At 47.1% G+C, this 25,333-nt stretch carries 23 protein-coding genes and 1 tRNA gene; 13 read left to right on the top strand and 11 right to left on the bottom strand.

Going from position 1 to position 25,333, the window contains the following annotated elements; genetic code table 11:
- Positions 1 to 41: 41 nt before the first annotated feature.
- Entirely contained in the window at positions 42 to 1,205 is a 1,164-nt protein-coding gene (locus H3M12_RS07755) for an MFS transporter (protein WP_129033377.1), read from the bottom strand.
- 489 nt (positions 1,206 to 1,694) lie between these two features.
- On the opposite strand from H3M12_RS07755, the gene H3M12_RS07750 reads away from it, so the two are divergent.
- The 7 genes from H3M12_RS07750 to H3M12_RS07720 all read left to right on the top strand — a co-directional run bounded on the left by H3M12_RS07750 (position 1,695) and on the right by H3M12_RS07720 (position 8,339).
- Positions 1,695 to 3,020: an APC family permease gene (locus tag H3M12_RS07750; RefSeq protein ID WP_129033376.1), complete on the top strand. Its 1,326-nt coding sequence runs from the start codon at positions 1,695 to 1,697 to the stop codon at positions 3,018 to 3,020.
- A gap of 233 nt (positions 3,021 to 3,253) precedes the next feature.
- On the top strand, positions 3,254 to 4,321 hold the full coding sequence (locus H3M12_RS07745) for a TcaA second domain-containing protein (RefSeq protein ID WP_182150594.1): 1,068 nt from the start codon (positions 3,254 to 3,256) through the stop codon (positions 4,319 to 4,321).
- A 30-nt stretch (positions 4,322 to 4,351) separates the two neighbouring features.
- Positions 4,352 to 4,792, top strand: a complete 441-nt coding sequence (locus H3M12_RS07740; RefSeq protein WP_129033374.1) for a zinc ribbon domain-containing protein — start codon at positions 4,352 to 4,354, stop codon at positions 4,790 to 4,792.
- 20 nt (positions 4,793 to 4,812) lie between these two features.
- Positions 4,813 to 5,424, top strand: a complete 612-nt coding sequence (locus H3M12_RS07735; RefSeq protein WP_170955021.1) for a zinc-ribbon domain-containing protein — start codon at positions 4,813 to 4,815, stop codon at positions 5,422 to 5,424.
- Positions 5,425 to 5,494: 70 nt separating this feature from the next.
- On the top strand, positions 5,495 to 6,493 hold the full coding sequence (locus H3M12_RS07730) for an IS30 family transposase (RefSeq protein WP_182150575.1): 999 nt from the start codon (positions 5,495 to 5,497) through the stop codon (positions 6,491 to 6,493).
- A complete protein-coding gene (locus H3M12_RS07725) occupies positions 6,490 to 7,380 on the top strand; it encodes a TcaA 3rd/4th domain-containing protein (RefSeq protein WP_129033399.1) in 891 nt (296 codons plus the stop codon). The genes H3M12_RS07730 and H3M12_RS07725 overlap by 4 nt, the downstream gene beginning before the upstream one ends.
- A 77-nt stretch (positions 7,381 to 7,457) precedes the next feature.
- Positions 7,458 to 8,339 carry a zinc ribbon domain-containing protein gene (locus H3M12_RS07720; RefSeq protein WP_129033400.1) on the top strand — a complete coding sequence of 294 codons (882 nt, stop codon included), beginning with the start codon at positions 7,458 to 7,460 and terminating at the stop codon, positions 8,337 to 8,339.
- 83 nt (positions 8,340 to 8,422) lie between these two features.
- Here H3M12_RS07720 and H3M12_RS07715 read toward each other — a convergent pair whose 3' ends face one another.
- Positions 8,423 to 8,752 carry a type II toxin-antitoxin system HicB family antitoxin gene (locus tag H3M12_RS07715; RefSeq protein ID WP_182150593.1) on the bottom strand — a complete coding sequence of 110 codons (330 nt, stop codon included), beginning with the start codon at positions 8,750 to 8,752 and terminating at the stop codon, positions 8,423 to 8,425.
- A 259-nt stretch (positions 8,753 to 9,011) separates the two neighbouring features.
- Between H3M12_RS07715 and H3M12_RS07710 the strand changes: the two genes are divergently transcribed.
- Positions 9,012 to 9,500 (top strand): cupin domain-containing protein, encoded by a 489-nt coding sequence (locus H3M12_RS07710; RefSeq protein ID WP_129033403.1) that lies wholly within the window; start codon positions 9,012 to 9,014, stop codon positions 9,498 to 9,500.
- Between the two features lie 111 nt (positions 9,501 to 9,611).
- Entirely contained in the window at positions 9,612 to 10,199 is a 588-nt protein-coding gene (locus H3M12_RS07705; RefSeq protein WP_182150592.1) for an Abi family protein, read from the top strand.
- Positions 10,200 to 10,218: 19 nt separating this feature from the next.
- On the opposite strand, the gene istB is transcribed toward H3M12_RS07705, so the two are convergent.
- The 4 genes from istB to H3M12_RS07685 all read right to left on the bottom strand — a co-directional run bounded on the left by istB (position 10,219) and on the right by H3M12_RS07685 (position 15,700).
- Positions 10,219 to 10,956 (bottom strand): IS21-like element helper ATPase IstB, encoded by a 738-nt coding sequence (istB, locus tag H3M12_RS07700; protein WP_031263932.1) that lies wholly within the window; start codon positions 10,954 to 10,956, stop codon positions 10,219 to 10,221.
- Positions 10,957 to 10,965: 9 nt separating this feature from the next.
- Positions 10,966 to 12,186, bottom strand: a complete 1,221-nt coding sequence (istA, locus tag H3M12_RS07695; protein ID WP_182150591.1) for an IS21 family transposase — start codon at positions 12,184 to 12,186, stop codon at positions 10,966 to 10,968.
- 1,145 nt (positions 12,187 to 13,331) lie between these two features.
- A complete protein-coding gene (locus tag H3M12_RS07690; protein WP_182150575.1) occupies positions 13,332 to 14,330 on the bottom strand; it encodes an IS30 family transposase in 999 nt (332 codons plus the stop codon).
- A gap of 92 nt (positions 14,331 to 14,422) precedes the next feature.
- Entirely contained in the window at positions 14,423 to 15,700 is a 1,278-nt protein-coding gene (locus tag H3M12_RS07685; protein ID WP_267905788.1) for an ATP-binding cassette domain-containing protein, read from the bottom strand.
- Between the two features lie 100 nt (positions 15,701 to 15,800).
- Between H3M12_RS07685 and H3M12_RS07680 the strand changes: the two genes are divergently transcribed.
- Positions 15,801 to 16,976 (top strand): IS256 family transposase, encoded by a 1,176-nt coding sequence (locus H3M12_RS07680; protein WP_182150589.1) that lies wholly within the window; start codon positions 15,801 to 15,803, stop codon positions 16,974 to 16,976.
- Between the two features lie 940 nt (positions 16,977 to 17,916).
- Here the strand turns inward: H3M12_RS07680 and H3M12_RS07675 are convergent.
- From H3M12_RS07675 to H3M12_RS07665, 3 genes are all read right to left on the bottom strand, one after another.
- Positions 17,917 to 18,000, bottom strand: a tRNA-Leu gene (locus H3M12_RS07675).
- 57 nt (positions 18,001 to 18,057) lie between these two features.
- The gene (locus tag H3M12_RS07670; RefSeq protein WP_129033147.1) at positions 18,058 to 18,345 is read right to left on the bottom strand and encodes a heavy metal-binding domain-containing protein; all 288 of its coding nucleotides are present in this window, start codon (positions 18,343 to 18,345) and stop codon (positions 18,058 to 18,060) included.
- A gap of 88 nt (positions 18,346 to 18,433) precedes the next feature.
- On the bottom strand, positions 18,434 to 18,940 hold the full coding sequence (locus tag H3M12_RS07665) for a VanZ family protein (RefSeq protein ID WP_129033148.1): 507 nt from the start codon (positions 18,938 to 18,940) through the stop codon (positions 18,434 to 18,436).
- Positions 18,941 to 19,560: 620 nt separating this feature from the next.
- Here H3M12_RS07665 and H3M12_RS07660 point away from each other — a divergent pair.
- Complete coding sequence (locus H3M12_RS07660; RefSeq protein WP_129033149.1) at positions 19,561 to 20,037, top strand: MarR family winged helix-turn-helix transcriptional regulator; 477 nt, start codon at positions 19,561 to 19,563, stop codon at positions 20,035 to 20,037.
- 72 nt (positions 20,038 to 20,109) lie between these two features.
- Here the strand turns inward: H3M12_RS07660 and H3M12_RS07655 are convergent, their stop codons facing one another.
- Together H3M12_RS07655 and H3M12_RS07650 are read right to left on the bottom strand one after the other, a co-directional pair.
- Positions 20,110 to 20,784: a CPBP family intramembrane glutamic endopeptidase gene (locus H3M12_RS07655; protein WP_225423563.1), complete on the bottom strand. Its 675-nt coding sequence runs from the start codon at positions 20,782 to 20,784 to the stop codon at positions 20,110 to 20,112.
- A gap of 259 nt (positions 20,785 to 21,043) precedes the next feature.
- A complete protein-coding gene (locus H3M12_RS07650; RefSeq protein ID WP_129033151.1) occupies positions 21,044 to 21,271 on the bottom strand; it encodes a hypothetical protein in 228 nt (75 codons plus the stop codon).
- 151 nt (positions 21,272 to 21,422) lie between these two features.
- Between H3M12_RS07650 and H3M12_RS07645 the strand changes: the two genes are divergently transcribed.
- Together H3M12_RS07645 and H3M12_RS07640 are read left to right on the top strand one after the other, a co-directional pair.
- Positions 21,423 to 22,382 carry a 2-hydroxyacid dehydrogenase family protein gene (locus H3M12_RS07645; RefSeq protein ID WP_182150588.1) on the top strand — a complete coding sequence of 320 codons (960 nt, stop codon included), beginning with the start codon at positions 21,423 to 21,425 and terminating at the stop codon, positions 22,380 to 22,382.
- Positions 22,383 to 22,612: 230 nt separating this feature from the next.
- On the top strand, positions 22,613 to 25,330 hold the full coding sequence (locus H3M12_RS07640) for a glycoside hydrolase family 65 protein (RefSeq protein WP_129033152.1): 2,718 nt from the start codon (positions 22,613 to 22,615) through the stop codon (positions 25,328 to 25,330).
- Positions 25,331 to 25,333 lie beyond the last annotated feature (3 nt).

Raw genomic sequence — 25,333 nt, 5'->3', positions numbered from 1 at the left:
CTAATGGCCAATCTGATGGGGTCAACGTACTGCTAGCTTATCTAGGCCTTAGCAGCAATGATTTTATTCAATTGACGGCTGATCAGTAGCGCCCCCACCGCAAAGAGCGAACTGCCAAACCCAATCATCGATAGACCGAAGTGGCCCACGATGATCGACCCGACTGCGGAACCCAACGAGATACCTAGGTTAGAGAAGACGGGGTTGAGCGACGACGCTAAGGTAATGGCTTGCGGGTAGTCGTCGTTTGCCGTGTTAAGAAAGTGAATCTGAATCGGCGAATTGATCAAGTACATCACCACACCGACCAGCAACAAGTTGATGATACCCAAATACTTGTTTTGCGTAAAGAATGGCAAAACCAAGAAAATCAGAATTTCAACCAGATAAACCTTGGGCATGAGCTTTAACCCGCCGTGGTCCGAGATACGGCCGGACAGCTGATTGCTGACCAACGACGTGATGCCGAAGACAACCAAAAACAGGCTTAAGCTGTGCGCCGAAAAGCCCAGAGTGCCGTACATTGGTTGGAGGTACGTGTAGGTCACGTAAATCGCGGACATGGCTAAGAAGGGTAACAAGACCCCAAACGAAATCCGCGAATCCTTCAGCAAGTCAAACTGGTTGCTTAAGGCACTGCTCTTGCCTTGGAAATCCCGCGGTAGTGACACCATTAATAAAGCCAGTGTCACTAACCCCAGCCCCGAAACCAGCAGGAAGGTCACGTGCCAGTCGAAGACCGAACTGATTGCGGTACTCAGTGGCACCCCAATCACTGACGCAATGCTGAAACCAGAGAAGATCCAGGAGACCACGAAGCCCTGCTTCGCCTTCGGTGCAATGACGGTAGAAAAAGTCATCGACAACGAGATGATGGCCCCAGCGACCGAAGCCGAAATCACCCGCGACAGAATCAAGATCGGGTAAGTCGATGCCAATCCGCTCAGCGTATTTCCGAAAATAAAAATAAGGGTTAACCCAATCAAAGCCCGGTACCGGTTGAAATGGCCAATCAACGATGTAATAATCGGCGTACTAATCGCGTAAATAATCCCGTAAGCGGTGACCAGTAACCCCACGTTGGCGATTGAAACCTGGTACGTTGCCGAGATATTCGACAAAATCCCCATCACTAAGAATTCGTTATTGCCTAAAATAAATGATAATAAAACCAAAATGATAGTTTGTGCTTTGTAGTTGCGCATCATACGCCTTCTTTCCGAGAAACCAAGTCCCCCTATTAAATAATTGGTGCCTGCTCGGCGGTCTGCAGCAAACCTGGCCCTAAAAAACAGACGAGTTCTAACATACCACCACCCCCAATCAGCGTCAACAGCTAATCCTCATAAAAGTGGGGTAATTGAAAAAGAAGGCGTTTTAATTTCAACTTTCTCTATTTACCGCCGACTTTCGCCCGCAAGATTGCTCCCGCGCGCTTTTCAATTAAAGCGTTACCAAGAAAGTTAATGACTGACACTCAAAGTTGGCTTTAGTCCCCGCCCTTAAACTGGATTTAGTCGTTAATCTGCGGGATACTTAATGGGATAGCGATTAAAACCCTCGGCCCATCATCTGTTCGGTGACTAGCGAGACTCACCGCGGTACAAAAGTTTTGATTGCACTTCGTCGCGGAATTTGCTATCCTAATAGAATTAAATTTTAATGAGAAATTCATCTGGAAGCGAGGCTTTTATATGCAGGAAACAAAAACAACTACCGCCCTGAACCGCTCCTTGGGGTTCTGGTCGGCCCTCTCACTGGTCGTCGGTACTGTCATTGGCTCAGGAATCTTCTTTAAGCAATCCTCAGTCCTGGATAGTGCGGGCTCTACGGGGATGGCCTTGTTGGCGTGGTTCCTGGGGGGCGTGATCACGTTGACCGCGGGGTTGACCATCGCCGAAGTCGGCGCTCAAATTCCCCAAACCGGGGGGCTGTACGCCTATATGGAGGCTCTCTACGGTAAATTCTGGGGATTTTTATCCGGATGGATGCAAATCGCCGTTTATGGGCCCGCCATCATTGCGTCGATTGCCGCCTACCTCAGCATCTTATTGGTTGGTTTTTTCCATTTAAATGCTGCCTGGCAGGCTCCCCTAGCCATTGGCGTCATTATCATCATCGGCGCACTCAACATGCTGGATAACCGCTGGGGAGCGGTCTTTCAAATCGTCACCACGCTAGGAAAATTACTCCCTATTGTTGCCATTATTATTTTCGGACTCTTCTATGGCGACCAGAACGCCTTTAGTCAATCCATCGCCACGGTCAGCCACTCGACCGGAAACTTCGGGGTCGCCATCTTAGCCACGTTGTTTGCGTACGATGGCTGGATTCTGGTTGCGAACCTCGGCGGTGAGATCAAGAACCCGCAGAAACTCTTACCGCAAGCCATTATTTTAGGGATTTCGCTAGTTCTGATTGCCTACACGCTGGTTAGTTACGGCATCTTGCACTTCATCCCCGCCGCGACCATCCACCACTTAGGCCAACAGACCACCGTCTACTTCGCCCAAAGCGCCTTCGGAACCATCGGCGGGCGGCTGTTGAACATCGGCATCATCGTGTCGATGGTCGGGTGCTTGAACGGTAAAATCATGACGTTCCCCCGAATCGTATACGCCATGGCCCGCCGGCAACAATTGCCGTTTTCGCACCAACTCGCCTATTTGCACCAGCGAACCCATGAACCGTTAGTCGCCACCACAGCCATCTTGATTTACGCCAGCATCATGATTCTCTTCTTCAATCCAGACCGGTTATCCGATTTATGTATTTTTACAGTCTACTGTTTCTACGTGGCGGCTTTCGTCGGTGTCTTCCTATTGCGCCGCCGTAATCCCGCTACCAAGCGCCCCTTCTCGACGCCCGGTTACCCGGTCATCCCGTTAATCGCCATCTTGGGCGCATTGTTCGTGATTGTGAGTGAGATTGGCTCCGATTTCCCCGGCGTCCTACTGTCGCTGTTAATCGTCGCCATTGGGATTCCCGTTTACTGGATCAAGCAACGCCACTCAGCCTAAAACCAGCCAACATGACAAATTGTGTCACCTTAAGGTCCCTAGCCCGTTTGGGTTGGGACCTTTTTGTTTAGGACCCCACAAATTTAACCTGTTCATGCGTTTCAGGTGGCGTATAATGGCACTATAAGATTTTTTATAGTCTCAGTTAGTTGCCCAGCTTAGCGCCACGCACCTGGGCCCTTTTTTCCGTCCAGAAGCTGGCAACTATTGGGGGACGTGAAAGGAGTAATTCTATGAAAACCTGTCCTAACTGTCATCACCCCGTCGCACCCGGCAACCGTTTCTGTGAAAATTGTGGGTATGACCTCTCGCAAGCGACCGACCTCACGACCAACAGCTCGCGGTCTCGCCAACCATCGGGGTCCTCGAAGGCCCACCATTCCCGCAAGGCCACGTGGATTTTGTCGGGTGTGTTCGTGGTCGTCTTAGCCATCGTTATCTTTATGGGGGTGGGCTTTTACCACCGACAAGCGGGCAAGTCCTCGCAAATCGACGCGTTAGCCCAGACCATCGTCAAGGGGCAAAATGCCGACTTGGCGAAGTCACTGGTCAGTAGCGACCCCAGTCTCAAGATCACCAGTCAATCCGTGCAGCCCTTTTTGGACTACACCAAGCAACATCCCCACTACATAGCAACCATGAAACAAGATTTAAAACAGTCCGGAAAAACCCGGGATGGCGCCTTTGAAGTGGTAACGTCCGGTCATACCTTAGGAATCTTGCCCGTTTATAAGATCCAGGTCACCCCGATGTACCCGAAGGTCCACACCAATGAAGCCAACGCTACCATCATGGCCAACAAGACGGCGTTGATTACCGCCAAATCGGCTCATTACAGCCACACCGTTGGCCCACTGTTCCCGGGACAATATACCTTTAAATTGACCGGGGCGACCCAGTCCACTAAAAAGACGGTCACCCTGATCAAGGATCCGAAAGCAGAGGTCACGTTAAACGTCAAATCTAAAGCCGCTAAAGCCACGACTAATGCTAGCGACTACGGCGACGACGCCGATATTACCGACGATACCATCGGCGACGATAACGATACCGATGATTACGACGACCTGTCCTCACAACTCCAGACCGGGGTCGACACCTTAAGTGACGAGTTTGATTTCGACAGCGACGATTACACCTATAAGGTCAGCGAGCCCCACCCCGATGTCTATGAAATCAAGACTTACGACGACGGGGATCACGACAGTACTTTCCGTTACGATGCCGTGCACGATATCGGTGCCATTTACGATAGCTCGAAAGGCAAGTTCGTCAGTGAAGACGACTACTACGATGATTAAGCCCAATCACAATTGAAAGGAATTGATGTCATGCAACAAACACTCAGCCGAATCTGTCCCAAATGTGGGGCCCAAAACAGCGGGACGACCCATTTCTGTCTCCAATGCGGCGCCCAACTGAGCACCGCCGATGATTACATCATCGTCCCCCACAGTAGCGATTTATCCTTCCCGTTGACCGGGTTAGACCTGACTGACGAGGAAATCGCCCAAACTAAGCGTTTCGTCATCACCTACGCTCAAGACCTTCCCGAAGGTTACCAGAGTGCCGGGTTAGTTTTCGCCGAAAGCGACGTCGCCCCCCGTGCCGGATTAAAGATGGCCTGGGAAGACCTGATGAAGCACCTCTTCACGCTATTGCTTGCCAAACATTACGCGGGATGTGCACGTATCACGATTCAGCCGCAACCCACGAACCCTAGTCAGCTCTGTTTATACGGTGAAGCCCTCGTGGCCACACCGCAGTCTTAATGAGAAGGAGAACTTTACTCATGCATTTAACACCGTATTACGCCCCGGCAGATAACCACGCAGGCGGCGGGAATCAAGCGCCGAGTTTTTGTCCCAACTGTGGCCACCCTGTGTCGCCCAACGATACTTTCTGCCAAAACTGTGGGTACAACCTGATGGCGGGCAACCAAGGCCCCGCACAATCAGCAACCCCCTCGCGGCGGCAACAACAGCAACAACAGCAACCCGCCACCCCTCAGCCGCCACGGCGGCCACGCCAACCCTGGACCAAGAAACAAAAGCTCCAATGGGGCGGTATCGGCCTAGCCGTTCTAATCGTCCTGCTCCTCGGCGTCTGGGGCGGTCACCATTATTCTCGAACAGCCACGTTAGACCGGGCCGTCAAATCGATTAAAACGGGGAAAAAGATGACGCCCAACTTTAGCAGCCGCAGTTCAGCCCTTAAGCTGACCAACGCTAAATTATTGCCCCTCAACCACTACTACCGCAAGCACAGCAAAGCCTTAAGTACCTTGAAGGACCAATTACTGACGCGCGGCTCCAGCCACGATGGCACCCTTACATATCGCCAAACGGGACGGCATTTTTTGTTCGACGAATTTACAATTGAAGTGCAACAAGTAAGAAAATAAAAATAGACTCCTAGCCTGAGTCCTGTAGAATGAAGTCACCATAACAATCATCTAAAGGAGTTCTTAGGCTATGAGTCCATATACACATCTTACCTTAAAAGACCGCGAATGCATACTGTTAGGTGTAACTTTACACCATACTTACCAGGTTATTGCCAATCAAATCGGTTGTTCCAAAGCCACTGTGTCACGAGAAATTAAACGCAACGGCGGTCGGGGCGCCTATTCCGCCGTAAAAGCCCAGCAGAACTATCAACAGCGCCGATTAAAGAGTCGCCGCCTCAGGGTACTGGAGAATTTAAAGCTACGCGACTTTGTCCTTCACTGCATTCTTCAACGACAATGGTCACCCGAGCAAATCGCCGGTCGTTTATCTTTAGAGACCAGTAATTGGCATATCAGCTACAACACGATTTATCGCGGAATTGAACGAAATAATTTAGGCGTTAAACGTAAAAGTCATGGGGCTCGAGGATTCGCTCGAAAGTTACGACATCGTGGGAAAACTCGTAAGGTTAAAGGAACTGTCAACGAACGACGTGGCCGTTTTAATAATGTCCCATCAGTCCATGAACGACCAGTCTCATGTGAGAATCGGACTCGTTTTGGCCATTGGGAAGGCGATACCGTTCGCGGCAAGGTCGGGCGTTCGGGTTTAGTGTCACTGGTCGACCGTAAGTCACGATACCTTCTGTCTGAGCGTGTACCCAAAGTGAATGCCAAGAATGTGACCCAAGCGATGATCGACCTCCTGCATACAGTCACACCTAAACGCGTTCGTACGCTTACACCAGACCGAGGTACAGAGTTTGCGGGTTATCGTGAAGTCGGTAAAGAGCTTGGTATCTCAGTCTATTTTCCAGACCCGCACGCACCACAACAACGTGGGACCAACGAAAATACCAATGGTCTCATCCGAGAGTATTTTCCCAAAGGAACTGACCTTGATGAACTGACCGATCAAGATATCGCGAAGTTTGTCAGGAATTTAAATAATCGCCCCCGTAAGGTCTTAGGCTGGAAGACACCATCTGAAGTTTTCTTCGGTAAAAAGTTACACTTGATTTGACAATTCGTCTCTTCCCGAAGTACCAGATTCAAGTCACCCCGATTTATCCTCGGGTCACGACGAACCACGCCAACACCAAGATCTCGTTGGACCACAAAACCGTGGCCACGGCCGACAGTTCGACCTTTAGCCGCCAATTAGGCCCACTGGTCCCCGGTGAATACCACCTGGAATCCAGCGGGAAGGTCGGAAAGCACCACCTGATCAACAGTAGTGACTACCACATCACCAAGAGTCGGACTTACGACCTTGGCTTGACCACCATCACGGCCACGGTCCACACGGTTGCCGGCTCGGCCATTTACATGAACGGTCAAAAACTGGGCATCGCCGACAGTAACGGCTACTATGAGCTGAAAAACCAGCCCTGGTCCCCGAACATGACTCTCTACGCCGAATACACCTCGAATGCCGGAACGGCCCGGAGTGCCTCGTTGAAGGTTGCTAAAGGTGACGATGGCAATGCCGACTTGTCCTTGGACTACAGTAACTTGATTAGCGAAGACACCGCGGATGACATCATCAGCAACCTGTTTATGATGGTCGACGACATGACGACTGGGACGGATCCCGATGACGAAGCGGACGATGATGATAACGCCTATGAGGACTACTTCGACCACGGGAGTAGCAACACTAACTACCAGCAATTTGTCCGCATGGCCCACGGCTACAACGACGATGACGACATCGATTATACGGAAATGGCTGATACTGATATCAAGGCATCGCCCCGGGACCAAAGGGACGCAGCCTGGTCACCTACACGGTCAAGTATAAGTTCTGGAACACGGCCAATGATGATGACGACGAAGAGGCCCACGTTCAGGTCTATCAGTACGTGGCGTCGCTTCGCGATACCAGTGACGATGACAGCACCGACATGAACTACCAGATTACCACCATTTCCGGTGCCCAAAAACTACGCGACTATCACTCAGAAGATTAATTTTGGAGGCTAACTATGACCACTCAAGCATCAAAATTCTGCCCTAATTGTGGGGCGCAACTCAATCCCAACGCTAAATTCTGTCCTAAATGTGGATTCGCCATCGCAGCCATCACTGCACAACCTGCATCCGCGGCGGACAGCACCAACGTGACTAACCAGTCGACCTCAACGGACCAACCGACCCCGGCACAACCGACGCCTAGCCGGGAATCATTAGCCAGCGTTAAAGAATTCTCCGGCAACTACTTCCAGTGGTGGCTCGAGACGATTCGCCATCCCGCAACGCCGCTCCCTAGCGCTGGACGCTGGTTTGGCGCCTTGACCCTCGCGATTGAGGCGCTTTTGACCACGCTTTCCCTGACGCTCCTGGCTAATAAAGGCCTGGCGCTGGCCCGCACCACCTATACTTATCTCAATTTCAATGGCATCATCGCCAAAATTGTATTTGTCAGCTTCTTGCTCTTACTCTTAGTTTGGCTGATTTATGTCAGTATTGGGTACGGGTTCCGACGACTAATCGATCCCGGGACCCCACTGGGTTTTCTGGACTACATCAATCAGTTTGCCTCCCTCACGAACTTGATTCTAGCGTTCAACCTCATCGTCTTTCTCGTTTGCCTCATCACGGGAAAAGGAAATCCAGCTGGACTGGAAATGTTGGTGGGTGTTTTGGTTCCGTCTAACGTCTTAATGACCCTGGGCTTTCTTTTTAGTATCGTCAGTGATGTTCCTGCACCCCGCATGGACCGATTTTACACGATGGTCCTCGCTTTGATTTCGTTGACCATTGTTCTGTTAATCTTTGGTCTTTTAGCTGCCAGCCTCATTGGAAACTCATTGTTGGGATCCGTAACCGCACTGCTTGATGCTGGTTTGAGTTTCTACCCCGCTTAACCACGAACTCATAATCCAAGAACACCTAAAAACACCCCTTGATCACTTATCAAATCGATAAGGATCAAGGGGTGTTTTTTTGATTAGTCAGTAAAATTCATGGGCCGGATATCAATCCCGGCTAAGCGGTGCTGCCAAGGTTGCGGTTTCACTTGATTGAGGTCTACCGCCACAAACTGAATGAAATCAGTCGGGTAACGGTGCGCCAGACTCGTCATCGTACTAGCTTGCGGTAAAGCCTCTTGATGGTTGACCAAGAAACGGCCCAGCGTAATCTCGGCGTTAACCAAACTTTCTCCCAAACTACGGCCACCCGTCACGGCGTCCGCAATGTCAGGGAATATTACCGTATAGCCATCATCTTCGTTAGCCGCCAAGACAGCGGGATACGTTACGATAGTTGAGTTATTCATAGTTTTTATCCGTGCACCTCTCATTTATTATAATGTTGGTCATTATACACAGGCCCCCGCTAACCTTCAACTGCTGGTTTATTCAACTAACTAAATGGATAATGGGCACTATGGTTCAGGGCTAGATAATAACAAAAGCCACGCTTAATTTCGCGTAGCTAATCTGCTTGCCTTCAACTATAATCGAAAGGCAAGCAGGCTTTTAATATAAGTAAGGCAACGTTTCAATCTTAACCCCGACAAAAGCAGGAGGCCATCGATAAATAAGCAAGATTACATTGAACAGTTAAATTTAAGTCCCCATCCCGAAGGCGGCTGGTATCGCCAAGTATACAAAAGTGAGGATACTTTTAACTCACCGGGAACAACTAAAAAACTACACTACTACACTTCCATCTATTTCTTGCTAGATAATCAAAGAGTCTCACACTTTCACCGCTTAACGCGTGACGAACTATGGTACTTTCATGCAGGTAATACGCTAGCCATCCACTGCATTTCACCTGAAGGTCGTTTCTACTCTGTTAAACTTGGCAATAATCCTGCCAACAACGAACAATTTCAATTTGACGTTCCCGCAGGTACAATTTTTGGTTCTGAAACTATAAAACCAGATTCGTTTAGTCTTGTCAGCTGTGCTGTTGCACCTGGCTTTACGTTTGACGACTTTGAACTGATGCACAAACAAGACTTACTTCAAAAATACCCTGACTATCGCGAAATCATTAATCGGTTAACGTTAGATTGATGGGTCTTTATTGTTAAAATAAAGAATATACGCTTGCTTATTTGCTAGTTTTAAATCGTCTTAATTTCAATTGGTAGAATATATTTTTTATAAGAGAGAAGGTAACAGTTAATGTCAGCCCATCACCGTAAGCAGATGAAAAGTACTTCTGAATTGATTGAGCATATGAAGCAAAAAAATATCCGCTTTACTATTTCTAATACCACCGAAGCAAAAGATATGCTGACTAAAATTAATTATTACTACAAGTTATCATCGTATCGATCCAACTTTCCAAAAGACGAACATGGTAAATATATCCATCTAGAATTCGCTTATTTAACCGACCTTGCATCAATTGATATGCAACTACGCGATTATTTGATGGACCTATCCTTAGATATTGAGCACGCTATCAAAGTCGTCCTATTGAATTTAATTTCAAACGATCCTACTGAGGACGGTTACACCATTGTTACCGATTTTAAGAAACAGCATCATGCACAATATTCTCAAACTATCCAATATTGGGGAAGTAATAAATATCTCCATGATTTTTACAAAAAACGTCACGAAGACGTTTCTGTGTGGGTACTTATGGAAACGATGACATTTGGAACGCTATCTATGTTTGTTGATTTTTATTATTCACGTAAAAAAATAAAACGAGTTCGTCAGATGTCAAGGGCGGTGATAAAATGCAGGTTTATGGCGGTTTAAAAATGTAGGTTTTGGGCGGTCAACCGACGCCTTTTAGTCGATAAGACTTTCCGGTAATCTTGACGACATGGACATGATGAACTAGGCGGTCAAGAATCGCCGCCGTTACGGTCGGATTTTGAAAGATTTCTACCCAGCCAGATAAATCACTATTACTAGTAATAATGGTCGAATGACGCTCATATCGTGCGTTGATAAGCTGGAAGAATAGGTTAGCTTCATCGTGATCAATGGGTAGGTAACCAATCTCATCAATGACCAAAAGGTCATAACGAGCATAACGGTTAATGCAGCGCTCTAAGGTGCCCTTCTCGTTAGCTGTTCGCAACCTAAGGAGAAGCTCATGACAGTTGATGAAGAGCGTTCTTTTTCCTTGGCGACAGGCTTCAATTCCAATACTAATGGCTAAATGGGTCTTACCGACCCCTGGACTACCAATAAAAATCAAGTTCTCGTTCTTTTCTAAAAACGCCAAATCTTGAAACCCAACTACTTCCTGCTGGTTAATGCTGGGTTGAAAGTTAAAATCAAATCCCTTTAGTGTCTTTTTCTGCGGAAAGTGTGCCCGCTTTACGATTCGTTCTATCGATTGTTCTTGATTCCATTCAAGCTCAGTGCTCGTCAGTGTAAGCATTGCCTCAGTAAACGATAGTTGTTGTTGATTAATTTGGTCAACATATTCTGGTAGATACGCAACCATTTTGGTGAGTCCTAGGGACTCTAAGTTAGTTAGTAGCTCCTGAAATTTACTAGTCATTATCATCACCTAAACCTGGTCATATTCGCTAAGATGCTCTGCGATGTATGCCTGTATATCCTGCTCACTTTGTCCCTTTAAGAGGTCGGACCCCAATATGCGGACACGGTCTTGCTTATCGTAATTAAATTGATTGGTCGTTATATTGTGCGAACGGATCATTTCTCCGTTATAATAAATTTGGATACGCTGCTCATTATCGGTCAGCTCGATATCGACTGTGCGACCAATGTAGCGTGGATCAACGGAGTACTTACATTTACGAAAGTTAACCATCGATTCTTTAGAGACGATACGGGTAATATCTTCCTCAAAGAATGGATTTAACAGGTTGGCTGGCTGTTCATGTAGGTACTCTTTTTCTTCGTTCTGCCACTTATCCATTGGAACCTGGTTGGTGGCTTGCGAAACCTCATAATTTAAATCTTCACAGAGATCATTGACCAGACCAATGAGTTCTACACCGTCTTCAAACTCATAATTGTACGGGCGAAGTCGCTCCATTGTTCTTGCTAATGCTTCGACGACACCCTTAGTCTGTGAACGAAATACTCGACAAGCAATTGGATTATAGCCAGCATCGTGGCTAAATTGGCGAAAACGCTCGTTAAATATCGCTTTGCCAAAGCTTGATTTGGTATGATCAACAACTTGCTTCATGTTGTCAAACCAAATTTCGGAAGGAACACCACCAGTTGCCTCAAACGCGTCATTTAAGCATTGAAACAACGTATCTTGACTGCGTTCAAAGACCAAAGTGACATATTTCAATTTAGAAAAGGGTAAGACGTAAAGAAAAATGTTGAAACGGTGCGGCTGCCCATTCCTGTCGTATAAAGTCATTTCTTCTTTCCAATCGACTTGGGCCGATAGGCCCGGCGTATGTTCAACACGAATAGTTGCTTTATGAGTTCGTTCCTTACGAATACTGGCACAGTATTCTCGAACGATAGTGTACTTTCCCTGAAAGCCCCGTTTCTGAATGAATTTGTAAATGGCCTTGGCAGAACAATGTAGCTCTAGTTTTTCCTCGATAATGCTTCTATAGCCATCCAGTAAGCTAGGCCGTTTATGTTTGATCAAGGGCAGGGTCATACTCCCTTGGGCCTCCTCATATGCTCTCTTAGCTGTACGATAATCTACCCCAAACTGTCTTCCAAGAGCCGTAAAATTAGGCTTGATATCATTATTCACGTACTGTTTCACTCCTTCGCGGACATCATGTCTCACATTGAAAACCTCCTAAAGTCAATGTGATTCATAATATCAAAAAATGTAGGAAAACCGACATTTTTACGCCGTCATTTTCCTACATTTTATAACCGCCATGCACAGTCAGATTAAGAACTATCTTCGATTTAGTAAAAATATTCGGAATGCTTGCGATCACAGTAATCCTTTATTAGTCAATCTGTTCTCAGATAGAGAATTTTTGCGTCGCCCATCTGCTCCTGTTATAACAGCGGCCAAATATATTGGCATCAGTCGTACCTATTTACAAGATATCAAAATAAACGACCTTGTCTCTCTTTTCTATCTTCATAAATCACTGCAAAGTAAAAAGATGAGTGAACATCGTTGTCGACAAGGTCGACGTCTAATCAAGCGATTTCATAGGCATTATGATTGGTATGCAGACAATACTCAGCTAAATACTTTTTTCAGAATACTTAACGTTTTAATTGACTATCTCGATATGAACTAGTAATATCTGTAAATAAGGAAAGGTCGGTTCGCCCGGTCGCTAGCCTAGGTACTGCCGAAAGCTAGTTATTATAATGGCCAATTACTTAATGTAATTGGTCATTTTTGTTATTCCAAATACTTCATAAAATAAACGTAGGCAACGAAAAATCTAAATTCTGCTGTGGTACCAGGTGATTTAACTAGAAATATTACTTATGGACACATCATCAAATCAATTACGGCTGACAATGGTCCTGAGTTCATTACATGTCTTTGTATTTTTCTTGATACCTTTTCTGCAGTTTCCATATTATAAAAATTGCAAAAACACAAGTGCTCTCCCTGCTTATTACTGCGTTTCAACATCTGCGTTAACCTTCTGAGAAAATTCAAAATAATCAGCAATCTTTACCGAGTTTAAATTCCGGTCTAAATCTTCGTACATCTTAACTTCCAGCATAGAAAAGCACTTTCTCTTTTCAAAATACTATGAATCTCTTTGTAACCCATCTTTCGTCAGAATGTATCGTGACGTATACAGGTCTCTAATTTGATCCGGGATATGATGGTCTACCTCGATTATTGTTAGCTGATTGTTCGTTAACAATAATTTATGAATTTGGATTGAAGTTTTAACATCTAACGATGCAGTTCCTTCATCAACTAGCAACACTTTGTGGGACGAATTGTCAAATCAAGTGTAACTTTTTACCGAAGAAAACTTCAGATGGTGTCTTCCAGCCTAAGACCTTACGGGGGCGATTATTTAAATTCCTGACAAACTTCGCGATATCTTGATCGGTCAGTTCATCAAGGTCAGTTCCTTTGGGAAAATACTCTCGGATGAGACCATTGGTATTTTCGTTGGTCCCACGTTGTTGTGGTGCGTGCGGGTCTGGAAAATAGACTGAGATACCAAGCTCTTTACCGACTTCACGATAACCCGCAAACTCTGTACCTCGGTCTGGTGTAAGCGTACGAACGCGTTTAGGTGTGACTGTATGCAGGAGGTCGATCATCGCTTGGGTCACATTCTTGGCATTCACTTTGGGTACACGCTCAGACAGAAGGTATCGTGACTTACGGTCGACCAGTGACACTAAACCCGAACGCCCGACCTTGCCGCGAACGGTATCGCCTTCCCAATGGCCAAAACGAGTCCGATTCTCACATGAGACTGGTCGTTCATGGACTGATGGGACATTATTAAAACGGCCACGTCGTTCGTTGACAGTTCCTTTAACCTTACGAGTTTTCCCACGATGTCGTAACTTTCGAGCGAATCCTCGAGCCCCATGACTTTTACGTTTAACGCCTAAATTATTTCGTTCAATTCCGCGATAAATCGTGTTGTAGCTGATATGCCAATTACTGGTCTCTAAAGATAAACGACCGGCGATTTGCTCGGGTGACCATTGTCGTTGAAGAATGCAGTGAAGGACAAAGTCGCGTAGCTTTAAATTCTCCAGTACCCTGAGGCGGCGACTCTTTAATCGGCGCTGTTGATAGTTCTGCTGGGCTTTTACGGCGGAATAGGCGCCCCGACCGCCGTTGCGTTTAATTTCTCGTGACACAGTGGCTTTGGAACAACCGATTTGATTGGCAATAACCTGGTAAGTATGGTGTAAAGTTACACCTAACAGTATGCATTCGCGGTCTTTTAAGGTAAGATGTGTATATGGACTCATAGCCTAAGAACTCCTTTAGATGATTGTTATGGTGACTTCATTCTACAGGACTCAGGCTAGGAGTCTATTTTTATTTTCTTACTTGTTGCACTTCAATTGTAAATTCGTCGGTTAAAAAATAAGGCTCTAGCGATTTCCAACCGTTTCAATTGTCCGCCAGATAGATTACGACCATTCTCTCCTACTATCTTGTGTAGTGACTCATAATTTCCAAATTCAGGTAGGCCAGCTTCTAAAAGCGCTGAGACGACATTCTCATCACTCGCATTATTACCTAATGTGACATTGTAAAGAATGCTTTTTTCAAAAACAACCGGGCTTTGCTCAACCACTGCAAATATATCATAAGCCTCTTCTTGGCTATAGGATCCCCCATTAATCCTTAAAGTGCCTGTATCAATTTTAAGTTCCTTTAAAATTAGTCTAATCAATGACGACTTTCCAATCCCAGATGGTCCACTGATCAAAACCTTTTCACCAGATTTGACACCTAAATCCACATGCGAAAAAATAGCCTTCTCATCATATTTACATGATACGTTTTCCAAGGTTAATTCTTTGAACGGTTGCGTTCTTGGTTGACTAAATTTCTCTTTTAGCCCTGTCTTTAACTGCTCTTTTTCTAAAATATTTTTCCTTATTTGCTTAGTTCCATTAATTGTATTGTAAGACGAAACCATCGTATTAAACCCATTAAGAATCCAGGTCGATGAATACTGGATAGCGACAAATTGAGATAAAGTAATCCTATTGATGATGGTCCAATAAACTCCAATTCCCATTGGGACGTATGAGAAAATGAAAAATAGAAAACCAATTACGGAATTTGATAAAGCTAGTCGGATATTTAACCCAGCATTCGACTTTTCCATTCTTGAGACTGATTGATTTAGGGAAGAAGACGTATTATTAATCGATTTGTATCGTTTTAGTAGTTGCGCACCATGAAATAGATCTCTAACCGTCCTCGAAAGACCTTTATTGGTTTGCGACCACATTTCTGTCTTTTTCTGGATTGACTTACTGAATAGTTTCGGTGATATCGATGGTATCACCATAAAAGCAATGAAAATCAAGGCTAACTTCACATCACTGTAAAAGGCATACCCTAAGGTCCCCACGGTTGTTACTACGGCCCCAAGAAGAGAGAATATTTGTCGCCAATAGTTCGTTTCTAACAATTTTAAATCGTTCATAAAAAAGGACAGATTCTCCGATTCAAAGTCTTTATCTCGACTTGATAGTGATGCCAACGTTTGCAAAACATAATTGGTTTTTATCTTCTCATTGATCATTACCACATTTTTATTCACAATAATACTTTTCACATACGAAATTAACGCAAAAACTGCATATATTGCCACGACCAAAGAGAGTGTAAAATATTTTGTGTAAATGAGTATTGAAAAAGGGAAGACCTTCCCCGTATGATTATAAGCGTCTAAACCAAATCAACGGAGGTCTTCCCCTATGAATCAGTTTAACAAAGAATTGGCAAATGTACTACTATCTCATGGTGATTTAAAAGAAGTTTTTAGAAAACAACTGCAGGATACATTAAATACGTTACTTCAAGCCGAGTTAACTTCTGTTCTAGGCTACGATCCTTATGATCGTCAAGGTTTCAACTCTGGTAACTCTCGAAATGGCCAATATTTTCGTCAAATTGATTCAGAGTATGGAAAGCTGAGTATCTGTGTCCCACGCGATCGCAAGGGCGAGTTTAAGGCTAACTTAATCCCACCTTATTCTCGAAGAGTAGATGCACTGGAAACGACGATTATACAGTTATACGAAAAAGGAATTACAACTCGAGAAATAGCTGACTTAATCGAGAAGATGTATGGAACTCATTATTCACCCACTACGATTTCCAACATTACAGCCATTGTTGAGGATCAAGTGACTGCTTATCATCAGCGGCGGTTTAGTTCGACAGACTACGTCTGTCTTTTCCTTGATGCAACTTATGTGCCCTTACGTCGTGATACGGTTCAAAAAGAGTCGGTTTATGTCGCTTTAGGTATTAAAGCAGATGGTCATAAAGAAATTTTAGATTACTGTATTGCACCAACGGAAAATTCAGAAGTTTGGTCCGAATTACTAACTGGTTTAGTCAGTCGTGGTATTAAACACGTCCAGTTAGTCATCGCAGATGGCTTAGTTGGCTTGGATTCAGCGCTTAACCACAATTATCCTCAAGCTAAATTTCAACGCTGTCTGATCCATATGTCACGAAATATCATGCAGAAAGTTCGTGTAAACGACCGTGCAGAGGTCGTTAATGAGTTCAAAGAACTCCACAGAGCAAAAACACGTGATGAAGCCCAGCTAATTTTAAATCGTTTTATCGATCATTGGGAGTCAAAGTATCCTCGAATGGTTAGAAATTTAGCCAGTACGTCTAATTTACTAACCTTCTTAGAATTTCCTCCGAGTATTCGCAGAACAATTTACTCAACGAATATTATTGAATCATTCAATAAAAAGCTGAAGCGCAAGACAAAAGTCAAAGAACAATTTCCAAATGAATCAGCACTTGACCGTTTCCTTGCGACAATTATCTTAGAGTACAACGAGAAATGCTTCGGCAGAGCTCATAATGGCTTCAAGCAGTGCCAAGATACTTTAGAATCAATGTTTTAAGCTAGACAAAATGATACGAAGAAGTCTTCTTGTTATTTACACAAACTTCTTGACACTCCCCGACCAAAAGTATAGCTGGCACAATTAGGCTAATCCTCTTATTTTGAATTAAATAAAATACAAATGAGTATGAAAAAGTATTAAATGGCATCTCTAATCCGGCCAGCAAACTAAATAGCACCGCTAACGCAAACATTCGTTTATTTATATAGGTTGACATCTCACATTACCTCGTTTCATCGATAGTCATCACACCATAAATTGGTAACCATTTGCCTTCTATCTTTGCTGCCCATTCTTTTTCAAGCTCTTGGAATTACTGGCCGATTAGCTAAATTATTCTGAGGATTATTTAAAATGATTGCTTGCGCAAGGCTCCCACAAGCCTCAAGGCATACTGCTAAATTAAAATAACTACTATTGACACAAAGTAAGATGAATTGTGCTCCCATACGTGCGTCCAAAATACATCGTCCTCACTGGATGCCATAGTTATATCTTAAAATGAAGGAAACTCCTATGCATAGCTCCTATTTATGAGTGTTTTGTTGGATTTTAAGCCTCTTAGTATTTAGAGTTAACAAATAAGATATATGGCGCACATTGTCAGCCTATACCGAGTTTCGTTTAAAGTAGTTTACCATGAACAATTTTGCCGGCCTCGACATACGCCAGGTTGCCGGCTTGGTTTGTCGTAATGAGTGATATCGTGGCAGAGCGGAAAAATGTATCACTGGTATAATGACAAACGCAACTCAAAAATTGGTCCCAGAAACCACCATATGATTTCTAGGACCAATTTTTATGTTTAGAGGGTCTGGGACTTATCCCCCAGATTCGTCCCGTTACCTTCTGCTCGCCTTAATTTAGCGCAAAATAAAAGACGTCTATCGCTAGACGTCTCTCAAGCAGTTATGTACTGCTTCCGTTGTGGAAGTTATGCCCCGAGCAGGATTCGAACCTGTACTTGGTCACCCAAACAGCGACCTGAACGCTGCGCGTCTGCCAGTTCCGCCATCGGGGCATTTCGTAACAACAGATAATATCTTACACTATCTGGTTAAAAAAGGGAACCCCTTTTTTACTTTTTTTCCTGAGGAAATTTAATTGCCGTGCCATAACCGTGGACCACCAGAAATTTGGGAGCCACATTCATCCGCACGACCTCGGTATTAAAGCGGACTTCAATCAGCCCATCGGCCCCTGCCGTTTGGGCCTGCTGCAACAGGTCCTGCTTGACCTGATCAAACAATGGCTCGAACCGGTCAAAATCATCTGGTTTTTCCGACCGCAACATATCATGGGCCGTCGCCGTCAAGATACCCTGAATCATATGGGAGCGATTTAAGCCCCCCGTTGTCATAAACATGTTCATACCCCCCGTTTCAAACCTTCATTACATTAATAGTGACCTATCCGTTCCGACCTGTCAAACAACAATACTTGTTTTACTCAAGCTATCCTAGCCGTGTTCGCCAGTGGCGATACCCCGTCACCGCTAACGCACCCAGCACCACGCCGAGCCCATTCGTTAAGATATCGTTGATGTCCACCCAGCGGCCTAAGCTTACCAGCGCGTTCCCTAAGGCCTGGCCGCTTTCTAACGTCAGTCCAACAGCTAGGCCCACGTAAACCCACTGAGACCAACGTAATTGGGGCCAGTTAATGGCCAGTAACGCACCCTGGGGAACGGTCATTACGATATTGAGCCAAAACGACGCGTCCAGGTCCCCCGGTGCAAACGGCCGCACGACCCACACCCCGTTAGCCCACCAGTGCGTGGGGAGCTGCCCTAACTGCATAGCCGACCCAAACGACAGGGCTACCGGCGTCCAGGTCAAAGCACTCAGGGCCCAGCACCCTAACCACCACCCAGCGCGCCAAAAACGGCGCTGCCGTAACCGGCGACCAATCAAGACCAACCAGACTAAACTCACCAGGCCAAACGGGACCCACCGCACCATGTCATCACTTCCTTGATAGCCTCAGTATAAAGCACGTGGGTTGCGCAAACAACGTTTTGTGGCAAGCAACGAAATAGGCTCATTTTTCATCGTTAGCCAAAAAAAGTTTAACGAATTTATTCCACCCTATGAATTAATCGAGTGATTAGTGAAATGGCAAAAAAACACTTCTGACCTTTCCCCATCACAGCACCGGTAAAGTGTTCAATTTAACTTAAAGTCGTGCCCCTCTTCCTCCCCAGGAGTCTAAACTCCCAAGGGATCCGAATCAACTCATGACCTGGAAAGCATTATGCCCTTAGAACTGGCATCTTCCGTAGCCCACCCCTTGGCCTAACTTTTAAATTAAGTCTTACTTGTCCTCCCTAGACGCAAATTAAAAACCATTCCCGCCTCCTGGTGCAACCCAATGATTGTTCACCAGATGTTTTTTAGGTTAAACCACCCACACCCCGAATCACGTGTTACCTCACGTATTGCCACGTGTTATAATAAGTTTAATGTTAAAGTTTGATAACTTTGAGTCTCCAGCTTGTGAAAATCACGGAGCATTTCCCCTTGCTAATAACAATTAAATTGTATACAATACTATTTGAGATGAAGGAAAGGAGGCCGCGGACATGTCCGAAGTCACACCGGTATTACTGGACGAACAACTGTGTTTTTCCATTTACTCCGCTAGCAAGAAGTTTAACCACTTCTATCAAAGTGCATTGGCCCCGTTTAAGTTAACGTACCCTCAATACATCGCGATGCTCGCGCTCTGGGAAGATGCGCCTTTGACTGTGCATCAATTAGGGCAGCGGTTAGAATTAGATAGTGGGACCTTGACGCCCCTACTCAAGCGGCTTGAAAAACAAGGTTGGGTTACGCGGATGCGTAGTCGCACCGACGAACGCCAAGTCATGATCCATTTAACCGCGATGGCCACGGCCAAGCGCGATGAGGTCTACCAACGCATCGGGCAATGCCAAACGTTACTAGGCATGTCGGACCAGGAAATCCAAGCCCTGATGACCGACCTAGTTGCCGTTAAAAACCAGTTAGATGAAGTCAGTCGCCAACGTCTGATCGATAAAAAAGTCAACGTTCAGTAACCGTACGCGCTGGCTAAAAAAGCTTCCGGATATTAAAATCTGGAAGCTTTTTTACGTGTCGTAATCCCTACTCTAGTGCAACCCAGTCCACATGATGCCCATGGCTAGGAGGTTATTAAAGGCGTGCAAGATAATGGTACTTTGTAGCTTCCCCGTTCGCCGGTAAATGTAGGCGAACGTGCCCCCCATGATGGCGTAAATCAGCCAGCTGGCCAACGTTGAATTGGCATGGACCAGCGCAAAGAAGATACCACTGATGAGAATGGGCGGCCAAAAGGACAGATCCCGCAAGCACCCGTCAATCAACAGCCCCCGGAACAGATACTCCTCCAAAAATGGAGAAACACCAATCGCCGTCACACTTAGCAAAACCGTTACCAGCCAGCCTCGACTCAACAGCTGGGCAATGGCTTGATTGTTCGCTGTACTAACTTGGTGAAACCAGACCCGGTTGATCCAGGTCAGAAGCTGTTCCAGCACTAAAACGAACAAATACCCGGCCACCATCAGCCCCCAATCATGACGGGTCAGCCGTTGATACCCCCGGTGGATGCGATGGTACTGCCAACTGGCCAACCCTACAGTGACGGCGAAACCGACCAGATAGAGTCCCGCCCAACCGAGGGTCGCTCCCGTTATCTGGTTGGTGATGCGGGTCAACGGCAATTGAATCACACTAGTTAAAATCAATAATATCAAAACCCACGCAAAACTTTGCGTCCGGGTCACGGGTCGTGGTTGTGGCACGACGGTCATCTCACTTTCTGAAATCGTTAAGAAATCTTACGCTAATTATAGATTTTTTTATAAAGATGCGGTACTATAGAGTTGCGGGTGAGATTGAACCAACCTTCAGCTCACGCGTGAGGATTCTGTCCTCATTCAACAGACAGATTTCATTTTACTCCCCCAAAGTAGATGAAATTTTTTTACAACATAATCCCCCAATTATGTTGTAACCTTACTCTTTGGCCATTGCGACTTATCGTAATGGCTTTTTTTTATGCTAATTTTGGGAATCAGGGTCGTCATCGTCGCGCAGATCATCAGGCACTGGCCGGGGCCACAGGACCCACCACAGGCCCAGACTCACCAGCGTGCCCAGCACCAAACCAACCAAGGCCACACTCCACAGAACCCAGCCAGTCAGGTGTAGCGCTAGAATCACCCACACGATCACCCCAATCAGCCCAGCCGGGATCACCGTAATCAAACTCGCCGCTAGTATTTTCACCGCGGGCAACTCCTCTCTAATCTCATTCAGCTTAAAGTGTACCTTAGTTTTTGCGGGCAAGCCAGCCCCACTTTTGGCGTCACTTCCCGTTGGCATTTTTACTGTGAGCGGTTACAATGAAGATGAACCAACTTTCAAAGGAGTGACCCATATGGCCAAAGTTCTTGTGACGGCCCCCATCCCCAAAGCAGCCCAAACTATCCTGCAGCAGGCTGGATTGACCGTCGATACCTATACCGGGAGCGGGTTAATCACCCCGGCTGAATTAGAGAAACGCATCGTCGGACAGGATTATCTGATTACCCCCTTGTCCACGCAGGTCGACCAAACCATCATTGATGCCGACCCCGATTTGAAGCTCATCGCCAACTATGGGGCTGGCTTCAACAACATCGACGTGGCCTACGCGCGTCAAAAGAACATCCCCGTCACCAACACCCCGAAGGTCTCCACCACGTCGACGGCCGAAGTTGCCGTGGGCTTGATCCTCGCGGTGACCCACCGGCTGGTCGAAGGTGACCAGTTGATGCGGACCAGTGGCTTTGACGGTTGGGCCCCCCTCTTCTTCTTAGGACACCAACTGGCCGGCAAAACTTTAGGCATCATCGGCATGGGCCAAATCGGTCAGGCCGTGGCTAAGCGGTTGGCTGCCTTTGACATGGACATCGTGTACTACCAACGCAAGCCTTTACCAAACGACCAGGCCCAGGCGTTAAATGCCACTTACCTGCCACTCGACGACGTCATCAAGCGTAGTGACGTGTTGACCATCCACGCCCCGTTGACGCCGGAGACCCACCACCTGTTGACGGCTGAATCCTTCGCCGCCATGAAAGACACCGCTTATTTGATCAACGCCGCTCGGGGGCCCATTATCGACGAAGCCGCCCTCTTAAAGGCGCTACAAAATAACGAGTTAGCGGGAGCGGCCCTCGATGTTTACGAAGCCGAACCGCAAGTTGACGACGGGTTTAAAGCGCTAAAGAACGTCGTCATTACCCCACACGTGGGGAACGCAACGGTCGAAGCTCGCGACGCGATGGCCCAAATCGTGGCCGATAACGTGGTCCGCGTCGAACGTGGCGACGCGCCACTAAACGTTGTCAATTAAAAGCTGAACACCATGCGGGTTGTGGCCCCGAGTGCTTAACACAATTGCTAATCACCCGGGGCCTTTCCGTTTCATAGCCTGCAATCGGTTGCAACCTTGCTATAAAAGGATTTATAATGGCCGTTAATTTTACCGGATATTAAGGAATTAATTGTCATTTTTCCAGGGTACGCCTAAAATTGAAAGTGGATAGACGGACGATACTACACAGAAAGGAAGACGATTTGATTTTGAAAATTATTACACTTCACGTTTTAGACGATGCGTTACAAGTCAGTTACGCTCCCGAGCGGGCTGCCACGCCCACTCGCCAATTCAACATTGCGTATAACGCCGAGCAGACCATCGGCGAAAATTTGGAAAACCTCCGGCTCAAGATAATCGGTCTTGACGTCGACGCCGCTGTGGTGGATAACGCCCTAAGTTACCCGTTCTCGGATACGGTCGTGGGGATCAATCACCAACGCATCGACATTGGCCTCGCCATCACCAACATGCTCAACATCCCCGTGGTCAGCCAACAAGCCGTCGACCAACACGGCTTGACCCAGGCCCTGGCCACCAAGCGCGACTACCTGACTTGGCATCTAGACTACTACGGCCAATACCAGGGCAAGCGTAACTACGGTCAAGAAGCCATGCTGACGGTGGGTAACGGATTCTTCGGCGTCCGCGGCGCGTATACCGAAGCCCACGCCGATAAAGATAACTACCCCGGCATGTACACCGCCGGCCTCTATGACCAATTGACTACCAATTTAAACGGTCGACAAGTCACCAACGAAGATTTAGTCAATTTGCCGAACGCGCAGGCGTTGACCTTTGGCGTGGATCATCAAAATCCCTTCCAAATCAAAGCTAGTGACATCCAGGATATCTATCGCAGCCTCGACTTACATACCGGGGCATTGACCACGACGTTGCTGGTCCAGCTGTCGACCGGTCACGCGCTGCGCATCCAAACGACCAAGCTCGCCAACTTTAAAGATTGGCACCGACTATCGATTCGCTATCAGGTGACCCCCCTCAACTTTGCCGGGAGTCTCCAACTCTATTCCGAAATCGATGGTAGCGTTATCAATGCCAACGTCGACCGCTATTCGGCCTTCGACCAACGCCATATTCGGGTCACCGGGACTGCCCAACAACCCGATAGCGTCTACCTGGAAGGCGAGACCCGCTCGTCCAAGGTCAAGTTCGCGTTTGGTTCCCACTTGACGGGTCCTGGGGAAGCCTTGACCGCCCCAACGGACGACCGCCCCGACGCCGAACAGCGTGTCCGGCAGATGCGCTCGGTCGATGTGACACCGCAACAGACCTACACCTTTGAAAAAAACGTGGTCTTCTTCACCGACCGTGAAACCAAGACGGACTTGATGCCCACGGCCACTAAAGAACTTCAAGCCGCGACTTTCGCCGACACCCTCGCATCGAGTACGGCTTACTGGCAAAAACGCTGGGCCGGCGCCGATATCCAGATCACAGGCGACATCACCGCACAAAAATTAACGCGGGTTAACCTGTATCACCTGTTCTCGGCCGTCCAAGCCATCGGTTCCGGCAAGATCGATGCTTCCGTCAACGCCCGCGGGCTAGACGGGGAAGCCTACCGGGGGCACGTCTTCTGGGATGAAATGTTCGATTTACCGATTTACACCTTACACGACCCCCAACTGGCCCGGCAACTGCTGATGTATCGTTACCGCCGGTTGCCTGCCGCCAAGCAAAACGCCAAGGATGCCGGCTTCAAGGGCGCCATGTACCCGTGGCAATCCGGGGAGAAAGGTGACGAACAGTCACAAGTCACCCATTTAAACCCATTGACCAACACCTGGGACCCCGATTACTCGTCGTTACAACGTCACGTGTCGTTAGCCATCGCGTACAATGTCATCATGTACGTCCGTTTGACCAACGACCAAGACTTCATGACTCGTTATGGCTTGGAGATGCTGCAAGAAATCGCCCAGTTCTGGCTCAGTAAAGCCAAGCTCGACGACCAGGACCATCGTTACACCATCGACCAGGTCATGGGCCCCGACGAATTTCACGAAAATTACCCGAATGCCGACACGACCGGGCTGGCCAACAATGCCTACACCAATCTCATGGTGGCCTGGTTATTCCAGCAAATCGTACGTTCCCGTGAAGCGTTAGCCGCCAAAGACGTCGCCAAGATCGACCAAAAGACCGACTTTACTGCGGCGACCCTCAAGCAACTTGAACAAGTCGGCCAACACCTCAAGCTCGATATTAACGATGAGGGCATCATCGGCCAGTTCGAAGGCTACTTCAAATTGCCCGCTCTAGACTTTGCCAAGTACCACAAGAAATACGGTGACATCGCCCGGATGGACCGGATTTTAAAGGCCGAGGGTAAGACCCCGGACGCTTATCAGGTTGCTAAGCAAGCCGATGCGCTGATGGTCTTCTACAACCTGGACGCCACCCAAGTCTTGGGCCTGCTCAAACAACTGGGTTATCATCTGCCACCACGAGCGTTGAGTCGTAACCTACAATTCTATTTGGACCGCACCACCCACGGGTCGACGCTGTCGCGGATCGTTTACGCCGCGTTGACCGCCATGGCCGGCCAAATGGACCAATCCTGGCGCCTGTTCTCACAAGCCCTGTTCTCCGACTACTACGATATCCAGGGCGGGACCACGGCCGAAGGCATTCACTTAGGTGTCATGGGCGCCGTGACCCTGATGTCCACGCGTTACTATGCCGGTGTCGACGTTTTGGCCCCGCAGTTGACCGTCAATCCGCGGCTGCCGCAGGCTTGGCAAGCGTTGCACTTTAAGCAACTCGTTCGCGGCATCACCTACGACTTCACCATCGACCACCACCAGATTCAAGTGACGGCCGACCAGAACAGTACCATCGACATTTTGGGCAAGCCGGTCACGTTGACCGCCAAGAAGCCCGTCAAAATTACCTACTAAACC

The organism is Levilactobacillus suantsaii (assembly GCF_014069315.1).
Classification (GTDB): domain Bacteria; phylum Bacillota; class Bacilli; order Lactobacillales; family Lactobacillaceae; genus Levilactobacillus; species Levilactobacillus suantsaii.
The sequence above is the reverse complement of the archived record's forward strand: the minus strand, read 5'-3'. Positions and strand labels throughout refer to the sequence as shown.